Source organism: Bradyrhizobium sp. JYMT SZCCT0180, assembly GCF_018130165.1.
Classification (GTDB): Bacteria; Pseudomonadota; Alphaproteobacteria; order Rhizobiales; family Xanthobacteraceae; genus Bradyrhizobium.
In genome coordinates this window covers 92,177-109,231 of record NZ_JAFCLZ010000009.1, presented here as the reverse complement: position 1 = coordinate 109,231, position 17,055 = coordinate 92,177, and the positions used below count along the sequence as shown (strand labels likewise).

The 17,055-nt window shown below is 61.7% G+C and carries 16 protein-coding genes and 1 tRNA gene; 9 read left to right on the top strand and 8 right to left on the bottom strand.

The genetic code is table 11. From position 1 onward, the window contains the following. The first annotated feature begins 12 nt into the window (after positions 1-12). From JQ641_RS15350 to JQ641_RS15320, 7 genes are all read left to right on the top strand, one after another. The gene (locus JQ641_RS15350) at positions 13-588 is read left to right on the top strand and encodes a beta-1-3, beta-1-6-glucan biosynthesis protein (protein ID WP_211996785.1); all 576 of its coding nucleotides are present in this window, start codon (positions 13-15) and stop codon (positions 586-588) included. A gap of 208 nt (positions 589-796) precedes the next feature. Continuing rightward, positions 797-3,475 carry a glycosyltransferase gene (locus tag JQ641_RS15345; RefSeq protein WP_192736042.1) on the top strand — a complete coding sequence of 893 codons (2,679 nt, stop codon included), beginning with the start codon at positions 797-799 and terminating at the stop codon, positions 3,473-3,475. 148 nt (positions 3,476-3,623) lie between these two features. Continuing rightward, positions 3,624-3,699: transfer RNA gene (locus JQ641_RS15340), tRNA-Lys, on the top strand. Between the two features lie 312 nt (positions 3,700-4,011). After that, positions 4,012-4,197 (top strand): hypothetical protein, encoded by a 186-nt coding sequence (locus JQ641_RS15335; RefSeq protein WP_211996784.1) that lies wholly within the window; start codon positions 4,012-4,014, stop codon positions 4,195-4,197. A gap of 2,520 nt (positions 4,198-6,717) precedes the next feature. After that, on the top strand, positions 6,718-6,942 hold the full coding sequence (locus JQ641_RS15330) for a hypothetical protein (protein ID WP_211996783.1): 225 nt from the start codon (positions 6,718-6,720) through the stop codon (positions 6,940-6,942). A 280-nt stretch (positions 6,943-7,222) separates the two neighbouring features. Further along, on the top strand, positions 7,223-7,663 hold the full coding sequence (locus JQ641_RS15325; RefSeq protein WP_211996782.1) for a hypothetical protein: 441 nt from the start codon (positions 7,223-7,225) through the stop codon (positions 7,661-7,663). After that, positions 7,660-7,920, top strand: a complete 261-nt coding sequence (locus JQ641_RS15320; protein WP_211996781.1) for a hypothetical protein — start codon at positions 7,660-7,662, stop codon at positions 7,918-7,920. Before JQ641_RS15325 ends, JQ641_RS15320 begins: the two co-directional genes overlap by 4 nt. Positions 7,921-9,503: 1,583 nt before the next feature. Here the strand turns inward: JQ641_RS15320 and JQ641_RS15315 are convergent. Beyond that, positions 9,504-9,677 (bottom strand): hypothetical protein, encoded by a 174-nt coding sequence (locus JQ641_RS15315; protein ID WP_192736054.1) that lies wholly within the window; start codon positions 9,675-9,677, stop codon positions 9,504-9,506. Between the two features lie 312 nt (positions 9,678-9,989). Here JQ641_RS15315 and JQ641_RS15310 point away from each other — a divergent pair, with 312 nt between their 5' ends. Then, entirely contained in the window at positions 9,990-10,307 is a 318-nt protein-coding gene (locus JQ641_RS15310) for an antibiotic biosynthesis monooxygenase family protein (protein ID WP_211996780.1), read from the top strand. Between the two features lie 163 nt (positions 10,308-10,470). Further along, the gene (locus JQ641_RS15305) at positions 10,471-10,668 is read left to right on the top strand and encodes a hypothetical protein (protein WP_211996779.1); all 198 of its coding nucleotides are present in this window, start codon (positions 10,471-10,473) and stop codon (positions 10,666-10,668) included. 466 nt (positions 10,669-11,134) lie between these two features. Here the strand turns inward: JQ641_RS15305 and JQ641_RS15300 are convergent, their stop codons facing one another. From JQ641_RS15300 to JQ641_RS15270, 7 genes are all read right to left on the bottom strand, one after another. Next, positions 11,135-11,746, bottom strand: coding sequence for a pyridoxamine 5'-phosphate oxidase family protein (locus tag JQ641_RS15300; RefSeq protein WP_211996778.1), 612 nt, complete (start codon positions 11,744-11,746; stop codon positions 11,135-11,137). A gap of 72 nt (positions 11,747-11,818) precedes the next feature. After that, positions 11,819-12,409 carry a phosphonate metabolism protein/1,5-bisphosphokinase (PRPP-forming) PhnN gene (gene phnN / locus JQ641_RS15295; protein WP_211996777.1) on the bottom strand — a complete coding sequence of 197 codons (591 nt, stop codon included), beginning with the start codon at positions 12,407-12,409 and terminating at the stop codon, positions 11,819-11,821. Beyond that, positions 12,406-13,563, bottom strand: a complete 1,158-nt coding sequence (locus JQ641_RS15290) for an alpha-D-ribose 1-methylphosphonate 5-triphosphate diphosphatase (protein WP_211996776.1) — start codon at positions 13,561-13,563, stop codon at positions 12,406-12,408. The genes phnN and JQ641_RS15290 overlap by 4 nt, the downstream gene beginning before the upstream one ends. A 14-nt stretch (positions 13,564-13,577) precedes the next feature. Continuing rightward, a complete protein-coding gene (phnL, locus tag JQ641_RS15285) occupies positions 13,578-14,276 on the bottom strand; it encodes a phosphonate C-P lyase system protein PhnL (RefSeq protein ID WP_211996775.1) in 699 nt (232 codons plus the stop codon). Between the two features lie 9 nt (positions 14,277-14,285). Beyond that, positions 14,286-15,077, bottom strand: coding sequence for a phosphonate C-P lyase system protein PhnK (gene phnK, locus JQ641_RS15280; protein ID WP_211996774.1), 792 nt, complete (start codon positions 15,075-15,077; stop codon positions 14,286-14,288). Beyond that, a complete protein-coding gene (locus tag JQ641_RS15275) occupies positions 15,070-15,954 on the bottom strand; it encodes an alpha-D-ribose 1-methylphosphonate 5-phosphate C-P-lyase PhnJ (protein WP_192736062.1) in 885 nt (294 codons plus the stop codon). The genes phnK and JQ641_RS15275 overlap by 8 nt, the downstream gene beginning before the upstream one ends. Continuing rightward, positions 15,951-17,054 carry a carbon-phosphorus lyase complex subunit gene (locus JQ641_RS15270; RefSeq protein ID WP_211996773.1) on the bottom strand — a complete coding sequence of 368 codons (1,104 nt, stop codon included), beginning with the start codon at positions 17,052-17,054 and terminating at the stop codon, positions 15,951-15,953. Before JQ641_RS15270 ends, JQ641_RS15275 begins: the two co-directional genes overlap by 4 nt. Between the last annotated feature and the right edge of the window lies 1 nt (position 17,055).

Here is a 17,055-nt window from a genome sequence, read left to right as displayed (position 1 = left end):
GTCGGGGAATGTATGCGTCGAAGTGGGCCTGATCTCAAAAGTGCGGTTTTGCGCCACCTCGCCGTTGCAGGCCTTGTCCTCCTGATCGGATCAGGCGGGGTTTTGGCCCAGAGCGGCACCCCCGCCCCGGACCAGCCCGGCAAGCCGGCGGCGGCTAGTTCGGCCGACGTGAACCGGGACAACCAGCGCAAGACCGACGAATTCGTCGAGGCCACGCAGGCCATCAACGGTCCGGCCGGAAACCCGGAATGCGTCTGGCTCGGCCGCCGCGTGGTCCGCCTGATGTGGCTGGACGACCTCGATACCGCGTTCCGGCACCTCGACCTCTATGACCGGTTCGGCTGCCCCGGCGGCCATGTTCAGGCCACCTTCCGCTGCCTGACCCGGTTTGGCGGCCAGATCGACCCCAAGGTCGCCGAAACCCTGTCGAGCCGGATCCATGCCTGCTGGATCAATCCCGGCGCCCAGCCCCAGGCGGCGGCAGCTGCCGCCAGCCCGGCCGCGCCTGCGGCCGCCGGCAATGCGGCGCCAGCGCCAGCCGCATCCCCCTCGCCGGCCCCCAGCGCCAGCCCCGCACCGGCGAAGTAAATCGCCAGTCGGATCAACGGCAACGCTCGCACGGAACGAACGGGATTATTCAGCGTTTGTTCAAGTCCGCGCCCTTAAAACGCCATGGCGTCATATCAGTTGTGAATTCGTGCGGCAGGATTATCCTTAATCTCGCCGCCGTGCCGGTCGAACCTAGGGGACGGGTTCGCTTTCCTCCCATTTTAGGCCCCGTATGGTTTAACCACCGATGCGTGCCGTCGTCGCCGTTCTGCTGTTTGTGACCGCAGCTCATGCTGCGTTGTGGGGTCTGTTCCAGGAAAAGCAGCCGGCGCCCGATTTCCGCGGCATTTTGCCGAGCGTCTCCTATGCGCCGTTCGAGGGATCTGCGCATCCCGACGTCGACAATATTCCGCAAGTCGAGAAAATCCGCGCCGACCTGAAGAAGCTGTCGACGATGACGCGCGCGATCCGCCTGTACTCCTCGACCGGCGGCGTCGAACTGGTTCCGCCGATCGCTGCCGAGTTCGGCCTCAAAGTCACCGTCGGCGCCTGGATCGACAAGAATTCCGACCGCAACGAACGCGAAATCGACGCGGCGATCAGCCTCGCCAAGCGCAACAGCAACGTCATCGGCGTCGTCGTCGGCAACGAGGTGATTTACCGCGGCGAGCAAAAGGTCGAGGACCTGATCGACCTCATCAAGCGGGTCAAGAAATCGGTCAATGTTCCCGTTACCACGGGCGAGATCTGGAACATCTGGCGCGACAATCCGGAACTGGCCTCGTCCGTCGACTTCATTGCCGCCCACGTGCTGCCCTATTGGGAAAACTTCACGGACAAGCAGGCCGTCGACCAGGCGGTCTACCTCTACCAGCTGCTGCGCGAGAAATTCCCGGGCAAGCGGATCGTGATCGCCGAATTCGGCTGGCCGAGCGCGGGCTATAATTTGAGAAATGCCGAGCCGGGTCCGTTCCAGCAGGCTTCCGTGCTGCGCAACTTCGTCGCCCGGGCCGACGCCATCGGCATGGATTACAACATCGTCGAGGCGATCGATCAGCCCTGGAAGTTCTTCGAAGGCGGCGTCGGCCCCTATTGGGGCATCCTGAACGCGTCGCGCGAACCGAAATTCGCCTGGACCGGCCCGATCGTAAACGAGAACTACTGGAAGCTCGCGCTGATCGCCGTCCTCGTCGGCATCCTGCTGTCGCTGCCGATCCTGCGCCTCGACCGGCCGACGGTCATGCAGGCCGTTATTTTGTCGGCCGCGGCAAACGGCGTCGGCGCCTGGACGGCCACCGTCTTTGCCTATTGGGATGGGCACTATTTCGTATTCGGCTCGGCCTTCGCGCTGACGCTGGGCCTGATTCTGCTGGTGCCGCTGGTCCTGATCGCGATGGCGCGAATCGAGGAGATTGCGGCGGTCGCCTTCGGCCGCGGCCCACGCCGGCTGATTACCAAGAGCGCGCCGCTGGCGCCCGCCACCATCGGCGAGAACGTCGCCTTCCCGAAGGTGTCGATCCACATTCCCGCCTATTTCGAGCCGGTCGAGATGCTGAAGCAGACGCTCGATGCGGTGTCGCGGCTCGACTATCCGAACTTCGAATGCGTCTGCATCATCAATAACACGCCCGACCCGGCGTTCTGGCAGCCGATCCAGGATCATTGCCGTACGCTCGGTGAACGATTCAAGTTCATCAACGCCGAGAAGGTGCAGGGCTTCAAGGCCGGCGCGCTGCGCATCGCGATGGAGCGCACCGCGGCGGATGCCGAAATCATCGGCATCATCGACGCCGACTATGTCGTGCATCCGGACTGGCTGAAGGACCTCGTCCCTGTGTTCGCGGACCCTCGCGTCGGCCTGGTGCAGGCGCCGCAGGAGCATCGCGACGGCGACCTCTCGCTGATGCACTACATCATGAACGGCGAGTATGCCGGCTTCTTCGACATCGGCATGGTCCAGCGCAACGAGTTCAACGCGATCATCGTGCACGGCACGATGTGCCTGATCCGCCGTTCCGCGATGGATATGGCTGGCGGCTGGTCCAGCGACACCATCTGCGAGGACACCGATCTCGGCCTGACCATCCAGCAACAGGGTTGGCTGACGCATTACACCAACGTCCGCTATGGCGAGGGCCTGCTGCCCGACACCTATGAAGCGTTCAAGAAGCAGCGCCACCGCTGGGCCTATGGCGGATTCCAGATCGTCAAGAAGCACTGGCGGCGCTTCCTGCCCGGCGCGAGCCGGCTTACCCCCGATCAACGCCGGGAGTTCTCGCTCGGCTGGCTGAACTGGCTCGGCGCCGAGAGCCTTGGCGTGGTGGTTGCGATCCTCAACCTGATCTGGGTTCCGATCGTGGCGTTTGCCGACATCGCCGTTCCCGACAAGATCCTGACGTTTCCGATCATCGCCTCGTTCGTCGTCTCGCTGGTGCATTTCATCGCGCTCTATCGCCTGCGCGTGAAGATCAAAGCCGGCCAGATGCTGGGCGCCATGATCGCGGCAATGAGCGTGCAGTGGACCGTGTCGCGCGCCGTTGCCCAGGGGCTGATCACCGAGCACCTCGCCTTTGCCCGCACCTCCAAGGGCGGCCTGTCGCGGATGTCGATCGAATTCCAGGCGTTCTGGGAAGCCGTGATCGGCGTGCTGCTGCTGATTGGCGCTGCCGTGCTGGTGGTCACGAACGGGTACAAGCAGGTGCACGAAATCTACGTGTTCGCTGCCGTGCTGGTGTTGCAAAGCCTGCCGTTCCTGGCCGCGGTAGCGATCGCGTTATTGGAAAACTCCCGCACCAACTCGTTCGCCTTCTGGCGCAACAGCGCGGTGCGGACGGCGGAACTGATCGGGATCCGCCCGGTCCGGCTGCCGACGGTCGCGCGCCCCTCCCAGCCGGTCGCATCCGAGATTCGCCGGGAAGCCAATTAACGGACGGTGAATCGATCGGCGCAGCCAGCTTGAAGAAGCCGGACTAACCGCAAGCCGAACCTCAGGAATTTGGATCGCACAGCCCATCATTTTCTGACGCCGGTGCTATTGACCCGCAGGGGTCCGCCCCCTACACAGCGCGTCGAGTGAGCGCGTAGCTCAGGCGGTAGAGCACGTGACTTTTAATCATGGGGTCGAGGGTTCGAGTCCCTCCGCGCTCACCATGTAATCAATTACTTATGTGATATTTTCGCTGTCGGAGGGTGCGCACTTTTTCTAACCTGTACACAACCTGTCCACATCTCGCGAGCTTTAGAGTTTGACGCCGTCACCATTGCGCTTAGTGCGATCGGCATCGTGGGGGCGGTGTTGGTCGTAGCGCTCTTGGCTTTGTTCGCCGTGGCTATCGCACTCACCGTCAAGGCTGAACAACACGGCGGCAGTGGGATCAAATAACCCTGCGTGCTTGGTGTTTCAGGGTCGTCGCTTTTGTTAGCGGTGTTAGAGTGTGCTCATGTCTAGCTTGAGTGCCTGCCGTGAAGGACTACCAACGCCAATTAGAAAAGCTCAGGGCCGACGCGGCCGAATGCAGACTGATTAGCGACCTGGCCACGGACCCGGCAAAGCGGGATCTGTTTGACCGGCTGGCCTTGCGTCTCTCAACCCTTGCGGATCAGGTCGAGCTTGCGATGATCGATGCGGTAAAGTCCGCAAGGGGCTAGTCCGCCGCGTACAATCGGAGCCTGCCGGAACAAACTAAGCCACCGTGTCTTCCCTCCTCATGGAGCACCGCACGGTCAAGTACGACGTTCGCCAGATCGAGCCTTCCATATGGATTTGGATTATCTTCACGGCTGACGCGAACCCAATAGTTAGTCCAGCCCGATTTCTGAGTAGGGAGAGCGCCGTCGATGCCTGCATCAACGAAATCAACAACGGCATCGAGCGCACCCGCACACGTGGGCCGTGACGAGCTTCACCCGACCGCGCGCCGTCGGCGCAAACGGCACCCGCGTGGTGCACGCCAACGCGGGGCCGCCAACCCAGTGGGGGTTTTCTCCCGGTTGGAGGCTTAGGGGCATACCGGGAGCTCAGAGTCGATTCCTAAGGCGCCGGATCGTTCCTGACGTCAAGAAGAAAGCCCGCGCCTGTTTCGACCCTCTGGTGGCCTCAGCGCGCTTCGCGCCGTGACTTTCTCTAGCGCAAGGAAAAGAAGAGCGCACAGACGAACCCATGCTCGGGTCAAAACCCTGGTCTCTTTCTCAGCTATCGCAGCGAAGAATTGGACCATGATCCCGGCAACGTAGTGAACGTCGCGCCGGAACCTACGCAGTCCCAAGCGGTACCTTGTCCTTGCGGCGACCGGCTCGGTGTTCACGGGATGCCTCATTCGGCTGATGTCCGTCATCCACAACGGACATGCCCCTCAACACCCCGTCATTGCCACTTGTTCCCGAAATTTTGCACTTGATGTCGGGGCCGTTTCCATGAAAAAGCCCCGCCGGTAAGGGCGGGGCTAAGTGGGTCAGCATCCAATACAAGGCCCGCGTGAGGGCCGCTGGCAGCGTATTAGCCTGACGAAGCCCCGCAAGAAGAACCCGCCGACGTGAACCGGCGGGCCTGACGCGGTGAGCATCTAGTTTGCCCAAGTAGTCGCGGCAGAGTCCAAAGCTGTTGTGATCTGGCCGCCATCGTTGAGGATCACTTGGGCTGCCTGAAACGCCGCCTCCGCAGACATCGCGATCTTAAGCACCGCGACCTGTTCGCGACCGCCGTCACCGGAGAGTGACGGTTGGGTGATGACGAAGACGAGCCGGCGGTTTGGGTCGATGCGATCAACGCGGCGGCCAACGCTTCGCAGAAGACCTCGTGCACGCCGTAAGTATCAATGGGGGTCGACGACATCATGTCCCTCCCCTTCCAGCTGGCCTGAGTTAGGGCCGAACGGAAGTTAGCGCTTCCCCTCGGCTCGATATTTCTGTAAACTTAAATTATGAAGAAGTCAATTTCTGTAAACAAAAAACCAGTTGGGCGACCCAAGAAGAAGGGTGGAGTTTACCCCGTGAGCGCCGTTCGCCTCCCGCCGGAGACCGCAAAAGCAGTCGACGATTGGGCGTCAAAGCAAATCGATGATCCAAACCGCTCCGAAGCAATCCGCCGGCTTGTAGAGCTGGGGCTAAAGGCGAAAGCGAAGTGAAAATTTGGAGCAAACAGAAAATTCAAATCTGGATTATTGTAGCTCTCGTTTTCGTCATTTGGGTGGTTTTGCAGAATCCCGCACGTTGGCGCTGAAAGCACAGAAGTGAACCGGCTAAGAAAGTATGTTGAGAGAATGCCAGATGGCCAAGAACTGCGTCTGGCTTACGCCATGTCGGAGTCCGCACTTCCTGACACGAGGCCTCGATCCCGCTGGCAGGAAATTACACCTTTTAACGCAGCCGACGAGGTCATGGCGGAGCCTGGGCTGAAGGACGTTTTCAAGGCCGCCATAGAGCGAGGTTTTGCGATCGTGCCGGAGAGCGGGCTGAAGGCCAAAGGGAAGTGAGGGCGGCGGGCAACGACGATAAGAGCCCGCTGATCGACCTCATAAGGTGCATCGTCTGCGACCAAACAATGAAGCTCGAAAAAAGCTCCCCCGATACTGAGGGCTGTGACATCATTCAATATCGCTGCGGCCTGTGTAACAGAATTGAGCTGGTGCGATTATTGCGCCGAAGTCGAGATTCGACGGACTGATCCAGCGATTTGCCAAGCTCCCCTCAGGGATGATCCGCGCACGGGACGCGCCGACCGCAAAACCCTCGATTGGGGGTTTTGGCGAGGGTCGGCTTCGCCCCCCCTTGCAATATAACGCGCTCGTTCCGGAGGAACGTTTCCCTGGTACTGCTTGTTGAACACCAGGGGCGTTTGGAGAAATAATGCAGGAAGAGTGTAATTCTAGTCCGGATCTGGGACTGGGTACGACTGTGCTAGCGGTAATGGGTGCAACTGCGTTGGTAGCTGTTTTCTTTCTCTTATCACCATGGAACGTCTCCCACATCGCAGACAAGGCCGCTCCTAGAACCGTGTACGTGGCTGCACCTCCCGATAGATGAGCAAGAGAGCGGCGCACCGATGACACCCGGGGTCCTTGTCGCCAAGCTTTGGGACCCGCGGACGAGCCCTCCGCGCGCTTGCTCGCTACACACTCTGATTGCGGAAAACTGCGGCCTTGTCGAGATCTTGGCTGAAGGGGCTAAGAAATGACGAAGACACCGGGCAAAGCTGAACCACAGAAGCCGATGAGCAAAGCCGAGCGCGAAGCGCGTAAGGCATTCCGCCACGTCGACGCCGAAAAGGCATTGACCGAGCACGAGATCGCGCAAAAGGCGTTCTCAAAAAACCGCGAGCGTCTCAAGGCCGAGCGGCTGGAGCGCGAGGCTGCAGCGCTACCGCCCACAAAAGCCCGACCCAAGGCGAAGAAATGACAGCTCCGAGTCCAGCGAGACGGCGTTGGACCTCCCAAGAGGAGCAGAATCTTGATGAGCTTCTCGATGCCGGAAAGGAAGCCGCCGAGATAGCTGTTGAACTGAATCGAACACGCCAAGCTGTCTATGCTCGATTGCAACGGTGGTACAGACGAGCAAAGCAGTTCGGCTTGTCCAACTCCGGCTGAAGATAAAGCGCTATCCCGAGTATGCCGCGACAGATACGAACCCTAGCGCTGGAGTCGTTTGTCTAGACGCTGCGAGCGCGCTTCAATGGGTCATGCCCTCCCTTACCCGCCGCCCTCACCCCGAACGCTCCGACTGCTGGCACGTCTTTCACGGTGACGTTCAGGTCGGCACGATCGCGATCCAGTCCGGCCTGCCGGTCAAAGCCAAACAATGGAGATGGGACGTCGGTTTCTACCCTGCATCGCGTCGGGGGCTTTCCCGCAGCGGTTACGCGGCCGCCTTCGAACAGGCGCGGGCCGGCTTCGAAGCCGCTTGGAAAGATTGTCTCCCGCGATGCACCGAGGACGATTTCATCGAGTACCGGCGCCAGCGTGCCTGGACGGCCTGGAAATACGCTATGCACGAAGCTGGCCTGCCGCTGCCGACGCAATCAACTAGTAGACAGGCACGGTGTTTCTGTGGCGCCGCGATCGATATAGCGGTAACCGACCGTCACGTTCACGATGCGCATATGGATTCGCAGCACGCATGAAGGTCAGCACTGACCGCCCCTATTCGGATCCTGAAAAGGCCGCGCGCAGGCTGCTGGATATCGCCAACGCGACCGAGCCGGTAGATGGAAAGATTTATATCGAGAAGATAAACGCGCAGATGCTGTACTTGGAGCGCGCCACCCCGGCCGAATACAAAGCCGGGCTTGATCTAGCGATATCGCGCGGTTGGCTGTTGCTGCACGAGAGCGGGACGTTCGTTAAATTCACCCAAGCCGGGACCGACCTGTTCGGCTAGGAACCAATTCGTCCTGCCGCGATTGACTGGGCGGCCGGGATCACGCCCGGCCGCGCCTTGCCACGGAAGGCTGTCATGGTTGTATCCTCACTACCCCGCTTCCTTGTTAGGCAAGACGGCAGCGGCACAAATTGGATGGTGTGGGACCGACTATTAAAGCGACCAGCTAGGCTTCAGGGCGAGGAGCTTGTGAAGCTGGCATTCTCGGCCGCTGAAGCCCTCCGGGATTCTCTGAACGCTGGTCGACCAAGCCATGGCTGACCGTCAGCACATTGGCCGCCGTTTACGTTCCAAAGCGTTCTTCACGGCGCTGAACTGTTCGCCTGAGAACGCGAAAAGCCGCCCCCTCAGTTATAGTACGCCCACAAAGGCAGAAACGATCAAGATTGCCGTCCCCACCGCTAGGATTATCACATCAACTATTACACGTCGCTTGGCAGATTCGGTCATGGCTGAGCCTCCATCCACGGGAAACCGCGTTGTCTGATCTATCGCGATCGAGCACTGTGCGTCAGCTCACATACATATCGAGAAAGTTCAACGAGTGCCTGACGGTTCGCAGCGCGAGTTTGACGAGCCGATTGAGACGCAAGACGGCACACAGCTACGCACTCTGCGCGAAGCGGTTGCCTATCTCGCAAAGACCGTCCCCAAATCAGAACGCGATATGCCGGCAGTCACGACCGCCGCGGAAATGCTGACGTATGCAGCGGAGCGCGGCACTGCACCATCGACAAGCGCAAGGGCCCGCCTCAGCAACGGCGGCGCGCGCCGATGGATTGCTGTGGACAACTGACCTTCGTCTTTAACTTTGTCGCCAAGGGCAACACTTGTTGCCCATTTACGCCTCACGAAACCGGAACTCCGTATCCTACCCTATGTGTGAAGGGGGGCGTCATGGAGCTATTTCGAGCTGAGAAGATTGCCACGGCTCGGGATCTATCAAACCATGACTGCCGCTTCTGCGCAGGAAGACTCACGCTTCTCAAAACGATCATGGAATCTGAAAGCGGAGTTGTCATTCATATGTTTGAATGCAGGCAGTGCGGAGAGCGCATTTGGACCGAATAGGTCAGCAGGCTGGAGCACATAGCCAACAGTCCGCCAACCCGCTGGGCGCCCCTCGGGAACGACAACATCCGCATTTGCGCCGACGAAAAAGCCCCGCCATTCCCGGCGGGGCAAGTGGGGTTGGCGCGTTTCGAAAAACGCGGGGCATTGCTGCTGCAAGTCGGTTCAGCCCTTGCGAACCAGTTCGGATCACCTCGAGTTAGTGGTGATCCAAGTCGCTTGAAGGACAGAAGCGGCGCCCGCACCGTCGGCTTTGCAATCGCATACGCTGTGGGAGTGGCCGCGGGTGTGATGCCCGCGGGTTATTTGCGCCGGCTTTGATGGCAAATGAAAAAGGCCACAGGCGTTGCGCGCTGCGGCCTTGCCGGGAAAATTGTCTGAGGGTGATGGGCGAGCCAGAACTGATGTTCGCAGTGGGTGCCGCCAGCACGGTGATGCCTGGGATTGTCCAAACAAAATCGAGCGGTCGCGCCTGCATCAGGATGGAGCCTGGTCCCACCCCGCACCAGCAACTAACCGAAGTTACGAAATCCCCACATCAGGATTCCCAACGTCACCACGAGAATGCACAGGCTGCCGACGGCCACCATGAGGAAGACCTCCCAGCCGGAGAGGCCTGCCTTTTTGGCTTTGACTGCCCCGACGCCCAGCAAGACAAACAACAGTGGGGCGACCAGCAGTGTCATTTGCGCTTCTTCGGCGCCTGAACCGGCAGATCGAGCACGCCAAACAATGCGAGCAGCAGGGCAACTTCTTCCTTCGAGCCAACTTTAATCATCGTCATCATCTCCTGTTCGAAGGTTAGTCGGCCTAAGATTTCGAGGGGTTCATGGCGATTTGGTTTCGCGATTGTTTCAGCTGTGTTTCGTCGGCGGATTTCTGAACAACCGGTAATGTGCCTGGATGGCAGGCCCTCAATAAAGAAAGGGGGACTCGGGGCCCTGTTGAGGTGTTGGAACGGTTTTTCCCGAAGCGGGTTCTCCGAACGGAGGCCTAACATGACCAAACCCCAGATCGTCCGCGTTTGGCGCGGGAGGACTACTCCAGACGTGGCAGACGAATACGAGGCCTACAATTACGAGGTCGGCATCAAGCCGCTGATCGAGAAGGCCCTCGCCGTCCAGACGTTCAGGGAGGACAGACAAAACGAGACCGAGTTTGTCACCATCTCTTATTGGGAGAGCCTGGAATCGATGAGCAGGTTCACGGGTGGAGACCCATCCAGGATTCATCACCTGGAGCGCGACAAGGATTTTCTGATCGAGCTTCCGAAGTCAGTTCAGATTCTGAAGATGCGGCATAGCCACGGAATCTAGCGCCCGTCCTGCGGACCCATTCAGAACACGCAGTCGGGCAAAAACCGTAAAAGAACCCACCACTCCGGCGGCCTCCTTCGTTCGTGATTTACGTCACATCTCCGTTGATCGCGATCCGCCATGATCGGAGCCTGCCGAGACATCGCAAAGATGGTGCGAGACAATGACCAGCGAAAATCGCGAACTGAGCGTTGAGGAACTAGGGTCCGTTGCGGGTGGCGGGCTTGTGGACAATGTCTTGCCCGAAACCGAGGCGAGCACGGCCGAGTTTCTGAAGAGATTTGGCGAGGGCGCCCTGCGGTTCAATGCTTTCATCAGCAGCGCCACAAATCAGGGCCCCGCGGTCGCGAATCAAGGGTAGTACCCGGCACGAAAATGGGCTCACCGGCATGGCCGGCGAGCCCAGAACCACCAGCGTTACGCGCTGGCTGGTCGAATCAGATCAGCATTTTTGCCCGTTTGAAAGCCGGCACTGGCCGCTACCGGGCTGGCTCTTTGGGTCTGAGGCCTTCTGGGCCTGCGCAAGCGATCCCCCGACGAAAACAGCGAGCGCAAACGCAATTGCAACGATAGCTGAAAAACGAACCATCAAAACCTCCCTATTGGAAATGCCACCTCCGCCCCCGCGGAGACTGGCGACCCGAAGTGTCACGATAATCGTGAGGCCGGTCAAGCCGAGTGGCCTCCCCCAAATAGATGAGGATAGCGGCCCATATCCCCATGCAACGCAGCAACGCATGTGCGGAAATCAGCGAAGCGAAACCGACCTGCCGGAGTGGAGACGTAGCTATTAAACCGGAAAGCGAACGGCGTCCCCTAACCGGCCTTCACCACATCGTCTGCCGCGCGCGCTCCGGCCATTCACGGTCGTATTTCTCGCCGCCCACGGTGTTGTTGCTCATCTCGGCCAAGATATCGCCTGGCGTCGGCAAGGTCTTCGGATCGACGCGCTTGTCGGGATTCCAGAGATCGGCGCGGACGATGGCGCGGGCGCACTGGAAATAGATCTCGTCCACTGTCATGACGATCACCGTGCGCGGCGCCTTGCCGTCCATCTTGAACGACGCCAGCAGCTCAGGCTCGGCGGAAACATGCGCGCGGCCGTTGACGCGCAGCGTGCTGCCGGAGCCCGGTATCAGGAACAGCAGCGCCACCCGTGGGTCGCGCACGATATTGCGCAGGGAATCGCAGCGGTTGTTGCCACGGCGATCCGGCATCATCAGGGTCTTCTCATCATGGAAGCGCACGAAGCCCGGCAGGTCGCCGCGGGGCGAGCAATCCAGCCCCTCCGGCCCGCAGGTCGCCAGCGCCACGAACGGCGACTGATCCATCAGCGCCCGATAGGACGGGGTCACGCGGTCCGCGACCTTGACCGTCGAAGCATCATTCGGAAAGCCATAGATGGCCTCGAGTTGTTCGATCGTCGAGACTACGGTCATCGCTTCTCCGGATTCTCTTTTTGACGCGTTTTCTTCACGCGAACCGCTATCCACTTCGCTTGAAAACGCTATCTACTCGTCCCACTTCTCACCCTTGATCGCGCGCACCAGCTGACGCGCGTGAAACTCGGCGCTGCCGGTGTTGACGATGGTGACGTCAGGCGCGGCCTCATCCACCGTCCGGCTCAGCCGGTGCTCGATCCTGCCGTCGCTGCCACGGTTTCGCATCGCCAGGCGCTCCGCCAGAACGTTCGGCGGCGCGGTGATCAAGATCACCGTGACGTCGGCATAGGCGCGGCGCATCGCTGAAATAATGGTACGCGAAACATTGGCGACAACCGTGTGCCCGGCGCGGATTTCGTCGTCGATGGCGCGCGATATCGCATAGCGGTGGCCGTGCGCTTCCCAGTGCATGGCATATTCGTCGCGCGCCAACGCCGCCTCGAACGTGCCGGCGCTGACCTCTTCATTGTCCTCGGAGGCCGAGGCCTGCCGCGTGATCACGCGGCGCGGGAATGCGATGGAGCCATCATCAGCGCAGGCCGCCTTGGCAAGCCCAAGCAGCGTATCCTTGCCGGCGCCGCTCGGCCCGACCACCAGGATGAGCCGGCCCGGTCCGATCGCGTCCGCATGGCCCGTCGATGTCGTGAGTATGTCGGTCATGCCACACGCTGCCCTTCCCGCCAGACGCTGCGCACCACCGGGATGTCGCGCGCCACATGCACCCTGATCAGATCGGCGCGTTTGCCGACCGCGATTTCGCCGCGGTCCGTAAGTCCCACCGCCTCGGCAGGCGCCTTGGTGACGGTGCGAACGGCAGAGGCGAGATCAATGGCAGGAACATGCCGCGGCAATTGCAGGGCGGCCATCAACAGGCTCGAGGGAATGTAGTCGGACGACAGGATGTCCAGCAGCCCCTCGCGGGCGAGATCGACGGCGGCGATGTTGCCGGAATGCGAGCCGCCGCGCACCACGTTCGGCGCACCCATCAGGATGCCGATGCCGGCCTGGTGCAAGCCGCGCGCGGCTTCCATCGTGGTCGGAAACTCGGCCACCGCGACCCCGTCGCGCACGGCGTCGATGACGTTTTCCTCCGTCGTGTCGTCATGGCTGGCGAGCGGTATCGCGTATTGATGCGCGAGGGCCACGATCTCGCGCATATTGGCCGCGGCATAGGTCTTCTGGTACACAAAGCGCCGCTCGAACAGCACGTCGAGCTCGGCGTCGGTCTTGCCGCCGTTCTTGCCGCGGTAATAGTCGCGCAGCTTTCCTTCATCGCGGAACTGGCGCTGCCCCGGCGTGTGGTCCATCAGCGACATCAGCCGGATGTCCGGCCGGTCGATCAGCTCCTTGGCTTCCTCGACGACGCTGGGCATCGGGATTTCGCAGCGCAGATGCAGGAAGTGATCGGCACGCAGCAGATTTTCCTCACGCGCCGTCGTGATCGCCTTGGCGAGCACGCCTGCCCTGCCGTCGACCTCCTCGGCGCCGTCCTCGCGCCATACCCGCAGCGAGTCCAGCACGGTGGTGATCCCCGAAGTTGCCAATTGCCCGTCATAGGAGACGACCGCGGCGATCGGATCCCAGAACACTTTTGGCCGCGGCACGTAGTGCGCTTCGAGATGGTCGGTGTGCAGCTCAATCAGGCCCGGCATGATGAGGTCGCCGGCGGCATCCTCCGCTCGCCCGGGGGCATCGCCCTCGCCGAACTCGGCGATGCGGCCATCAGCAATGGCGACCCAGCCGCGCGCGATCACGCGATCGGCGAGGACGAGGCCGGCATTGCCCAAAATGGTTTCGTGCTTGGTTGCGCTCATCTCACTTCTCTTCCCTATGCCGCCGAGGCAAACGACGTCACATCGACGATCCGGTCCGCGATCAAATGGCGGATCTCGTCGTCATGGACGATCGCGACCATCGCCACCCCCTGATGTTTCTTCTGATCGATCAGTTCAACCACGACGGCGCGATTGGCGGCGTCGAGCGATGCCGTCGGCTCGTCCAGCAGCAGGATCGGCAGATCGGATATGAAGCCGCGGGCGATATTGACGCGCTGCTGCTCGCCGCCCGAGAACGTCGAGGGCGGCAGCGCCCACAGCCGCTCAGGGATGTTCAGCCGGCGCAGCAGCGTGCCGGCCTGCTCCCGTGCCTCTGCACGGGCGATCCCGTTCACGATCAGGGGCTCCGCCACGACGTCGATGGTCGCCACGCGCGGCACCGCCCGCAAGAACTGGCTGACATAGCCGATGGTGGAACGGCGCACGCTGAGCACCTGTCGCGGCTCGGCGGTGGCGAGATCGATCACGGTGCCCTGGTGGCGGATGCCGATCCGTCCGCCGTCGCAGCGGTAATTGCCGAAGATCATCTTCAGGATTGAGGATTTGCCGGCGCCCGACGGTCCCGACAGCACCACGCATTCGCCAGGCGCGACGTGAAACGAGACCCCGCGCACCACGGGCAGTTCGACGCCGCCCTGCAGATGCATGGTGAAGGTTTTTTCGGCGTTGGTTATGTCGATCATCGCGGTCATTGGCCTAACTCATGCCGGCAAAATCGAGGAAACGAGTAACTGGGTGTAGGGTTCGCGGGGATCGTCGAGCACCTGATCGGTCAATCCGGTTTCGATGACCCGGCCACCCTTCATCACCATCACGCGGTGCGACAGCAGCCGCGCCACCGCAAGATCGTGGGTGACGACGATGGCCGCGAGGCCCAGCTCGCTGACGAGGTTGCGCATCAGGTCGAGCAGCCGCGCCTGCACCGATACGTCGAGGCCGCCGGTCGGCTCGTCCATGAACACCAGCCGCGGTTCGGTGACGAGGTTGCGGGCGATCTGCAGGCGCTGCCGCATGCCGCCGGAGTAGGTCCGCGGCGCATCGTCGATGCGGTCGGTGTCGATCTCCACCCGCTCCAGCCAGGACGACGCGGTGTCGCGGATGCGGCCGTAATGATTCCAGTCCACCGCCATCAGCCGCTCGCCGACATTGGCCCCGGCCGAAACCGCCATCCGCAGGCCCTGCGCCGGGTCCTGATGCACAAAGCCCCAATCGGTGCGAAACAAGAAACGCCGCTCGGCCTCGCCAAGCGCCGCCAGATCGCGCAGCACGCCGTCGCGCATCCGGTACGAGACGCTGCCCGCGGTCGGCGCCAGTTGCGCCGACAGCAGTTGCAACAGCGTCGACTTGCCCGATCCGGACTCGCCGACCACGGCCAGCACCTCGCCGGGATAGAGCGCAAAGGAGACGTCGCGGCAGGCGACCAGCTTCCCATAGGTCTTGCCGAGGTTTTCGGCGAGCAGCAACGGTTGATCGTCGAGGGTTTGCTCAGCCATGCGCCCTCTCCTTGTGCGGCGCGGCGCTCTCGCTGCCGCGATGCCCGGCCAACTGGCGGCTCTCGCAATAATCGGTATCGGAACAGACGAACATCCGGCCGCCCTTGTCGTCGGTGACGATTTCGTCGAGGTAGGAATCCCCGGCCCCGCACAGCGCGCAGGGCGCGTCGAACCGGTAGCGCGTGAAGGGATGATCCTCGAAATCGAGCGAAACCACAGTCGTATGCGGCGGGATCGCGTAGATCCGCTTCTCGCGGCCAGCGCCGAACAATTGCAGCGCCGGGCAATTGTCCATCTTGGGATTGTCGAATTTCGGTGTCGGCGACGGGTCCATCACGTAACGCGCGTTCACCTTCACCGGATAGGCGTAGGACGTCGCGATATGGCCGAAGCGCGCGATGTCTTCGTACAGCTTGACGTGCATCAGGCCGTATTCGCCGAGCGCATGCATGCGCCTGGTCTCGGTCTCGCGCGGTTCGAGGAAGCGCAGCGGCTCGGGGATCGGCACCTGATAGACCAATACCTGCCCGCCATGCAGCGGCGCTTCGGGAATCCGGTGCCTTGTCTGGATCACGGTGGCATCAGCGGTCGCGGTCGTGGTCGCAACGCCGGCGGTCTTGCCGAAGAATTTGCGGATCGAGATCGCGTTCGTGGTGTCGTCAGACCCCTGGTCGATCACCTTCAGTACGTCGTCGGGCCCGAGGATCGCCGCAGTCACCTGCACGCCGCCGGTGCCCCAGCCATAGGGCATCGGCATCTCGCGGCTGGCGAACGGCACCTGATAGCCGGGAATTGCGATCGCTTTCAGGATCGCGCGGCGGATCATCCGCTTGGTCTGTTCGTCGAGATAGGCGAAATTATACGTTGGCGCGTTCATTCCGCGGCCTCCTGCATCGGCGGCGCTTCCGTGGCCTCGGCGAACTCCTTGCGCAACTTGCGCAGCAGGCCGAGTTCGGATTGGAAGTCCACGTAGTGCGGCAGCTTGAGATGTTCGACGAAGCCGGTCGCCTGCACATTGTCCGAATGCGACATCACGAATTCTTCGTCCTGGGCCGGCGCGATCACTTCCTCGCCAAGTTCGCGGGCGCGCAGCGTGCGGTCGACCAGCGCCATCGACATGGTTTTGCGCTCGCTCTGCCCGAACGCCAGCCCATAGCCGCGCGTAAAACAAGGTGCCTCGGTGGCCGAGCCCTTGAACTGGTTGACCATTTGGCATTCGGTCATCGCGATCGCGCCGAGCGGCACGGCGAAACCGACATCCTCGGCCATGAATTCGATCTCGACTTCGCCGAAGCGGATTTCGCCGGCAAACGGATGGTTGCGGCCGTAACCGCGCTGCGAGGAATAGCCAAGCGCCAGCAGAAAGCCTTCGTCGGCGCGCGCCAGGTTCTGCAGGCGCAGGTCGCGGTCCGCCGGGAAACTGAGCGGCTCGCGCGTGAGGTCTCCGACCGGCGTCTCCGCATCCGCCTCAGGCGACGGCTCGATCAGGCCGTCCCGGCCCAGAATGTCGGTCACGCGCGGCGTCGCGGCGAGCGAGGCTTCGCTCGTCTCCGGTGTTTCCGGCGAAAACCCCTCGGCGAGCTGTGGGTCCAGCAAACGATGGGTATAATCGAACGTCGGCCCGAGGATTTGCCCGCCCGGAATGTCCTTGAAGGTCGAGGAAATCCGCCGCCGCACTTGCATCGCGCCGGTATCGACCGGCTCGGTGGCGCCGAAGCGCGGCAGGGTGGCGCGGAACGCGCGGACCAGGAAGATCGCCTCGATCATGTCGCCACGCGCCTGCTTGATCGCCAGCGCCGCGAGCTCGCGATCGTACAGCGAGCCCTCGGTCATGACCCGGTCGACGCCGAGCGATAACTGCTCGGAGATCTGGGACAGCGAGACCTCGGGAACGTCACGGTCGCCGCGCCGCTCATGCGCCAGCAGCCGATGGGCGTTCTCGATGGCGCGTTCGCCTCCCTTGACGGCAACGTACATA

What these genes read in the sequence shown, in the direction of transcription:
- JQ641_RS15345 (WP_192736042.1), top strand. Translation starts at nt 797, where the DNA reads ATGCGTGCCGTCGTCGCCGTTCTGCTGTTTGTGACCGCAGCTCATGCT.
- phnK (WP_211996774.1), bottom strand. Translation starts at nt 15,077, where the DNA reads ATGGCTGAGCAAACCCTCGACGATCAACCGTTGCTGCTCGCCGAAAAC.
- JQ641_RS15310 (WP_211996780.1), top strand. Translation starts at nt 9,990, where the DNA reads ATGACCAAACCCCAGATCGTCCGCGTTTGGCGCGGGAGGACTACTCCA.
- JQ641_RS15315 (WP_192736054.1), bottom strand. Translation starts at nt 9,677, where the DNA reads ATGACACTGCTGGTCGCCCCACTGTTGTTTGTCTTGCTGGGCGTCGGG.
- JQ641_RS15350 (WP_211996785.1), top strand. Translation starts at nt 13, where the DNA reads ATGCGTCGAAGTGGGCCTGATCTCAAAAGTGCGGTTTTGCGCCACCTC.
- phnN (WP_211996777.1), bottom strand. Translation starts at nt 12,409, where the DNA reads ATGACCGACATACTCACGACATCGACGGGCCATGCGGACGCGATCGGA.
- JQ641_RS15330 (WP_211996783.1), top strand. Translation starts at nt 6,718, where the DNA reads ATGACGAAGACACCGGGCAAAGCTGAACCACAGAAGCCGATGAGCAAA.
- JQ641_RS15275 (WP_192736062.1), bottom strand. Translation starts at nt 15,954, where the DNA reads ATGAACGCGCCAACGTATAATTTCGCCTATCTCGACGAACAGACCAAG.
- JQ641_RS15290 (WP_211996776.1), bottom strand. Translation starts at nt 13,563, where the DNA reads ATGAGCGCAACCAAGCACGAAACCATTTTGGGCAATGCCGGCCTCGTC.
- phnL (WP_211996775.1), bottom strand. Translation starts at nt 14,276, where the DNA reads ATGACCGCGATGATCGACATAACCAACGCCGAAAAAACCTTCACCATG.
- JQ641_RS15270 (WP_211996773.1), bottom strand. Translation starts at nt 17,054, where the DNA reads ATGTACGTTGCCGTCAAGGGAGGCGAACGCGCCATCGAGAACGCCCAT.
- JQ641_RS15325 (WP_211996782.1), top strand. Translation starts at nt 7,223, where the DNA reads ATGCCCTCCCTTACCCGCCGCCCTCACCCCGAACGCTCCGACTGCTGG.
- JQ641_RS15320 (WP_211996781.1), top strand. Translation starts at nt 7,660, where the DNA reads ATGAAGGTCAGCACTGACCGCCCCTATTCGGATCCTGAAAAGGCCGCG.
- JQ641_RS15300 (WP_211996778.1), bottom strand. Translation starts at nt 11,746, where the DNA reads ATGACCGTAGTCTCGACGATCGAACAACTCGAGGCCATCTATGGCTTT.
- JQ641_RS15305 (WP_211996779.1), top strand. Translation starts at nt 10,471, where the DNA reads ATGACCAGCGAAAATCGCGAACTGAGCGTTGAGGAACTAGGGTCCGTT.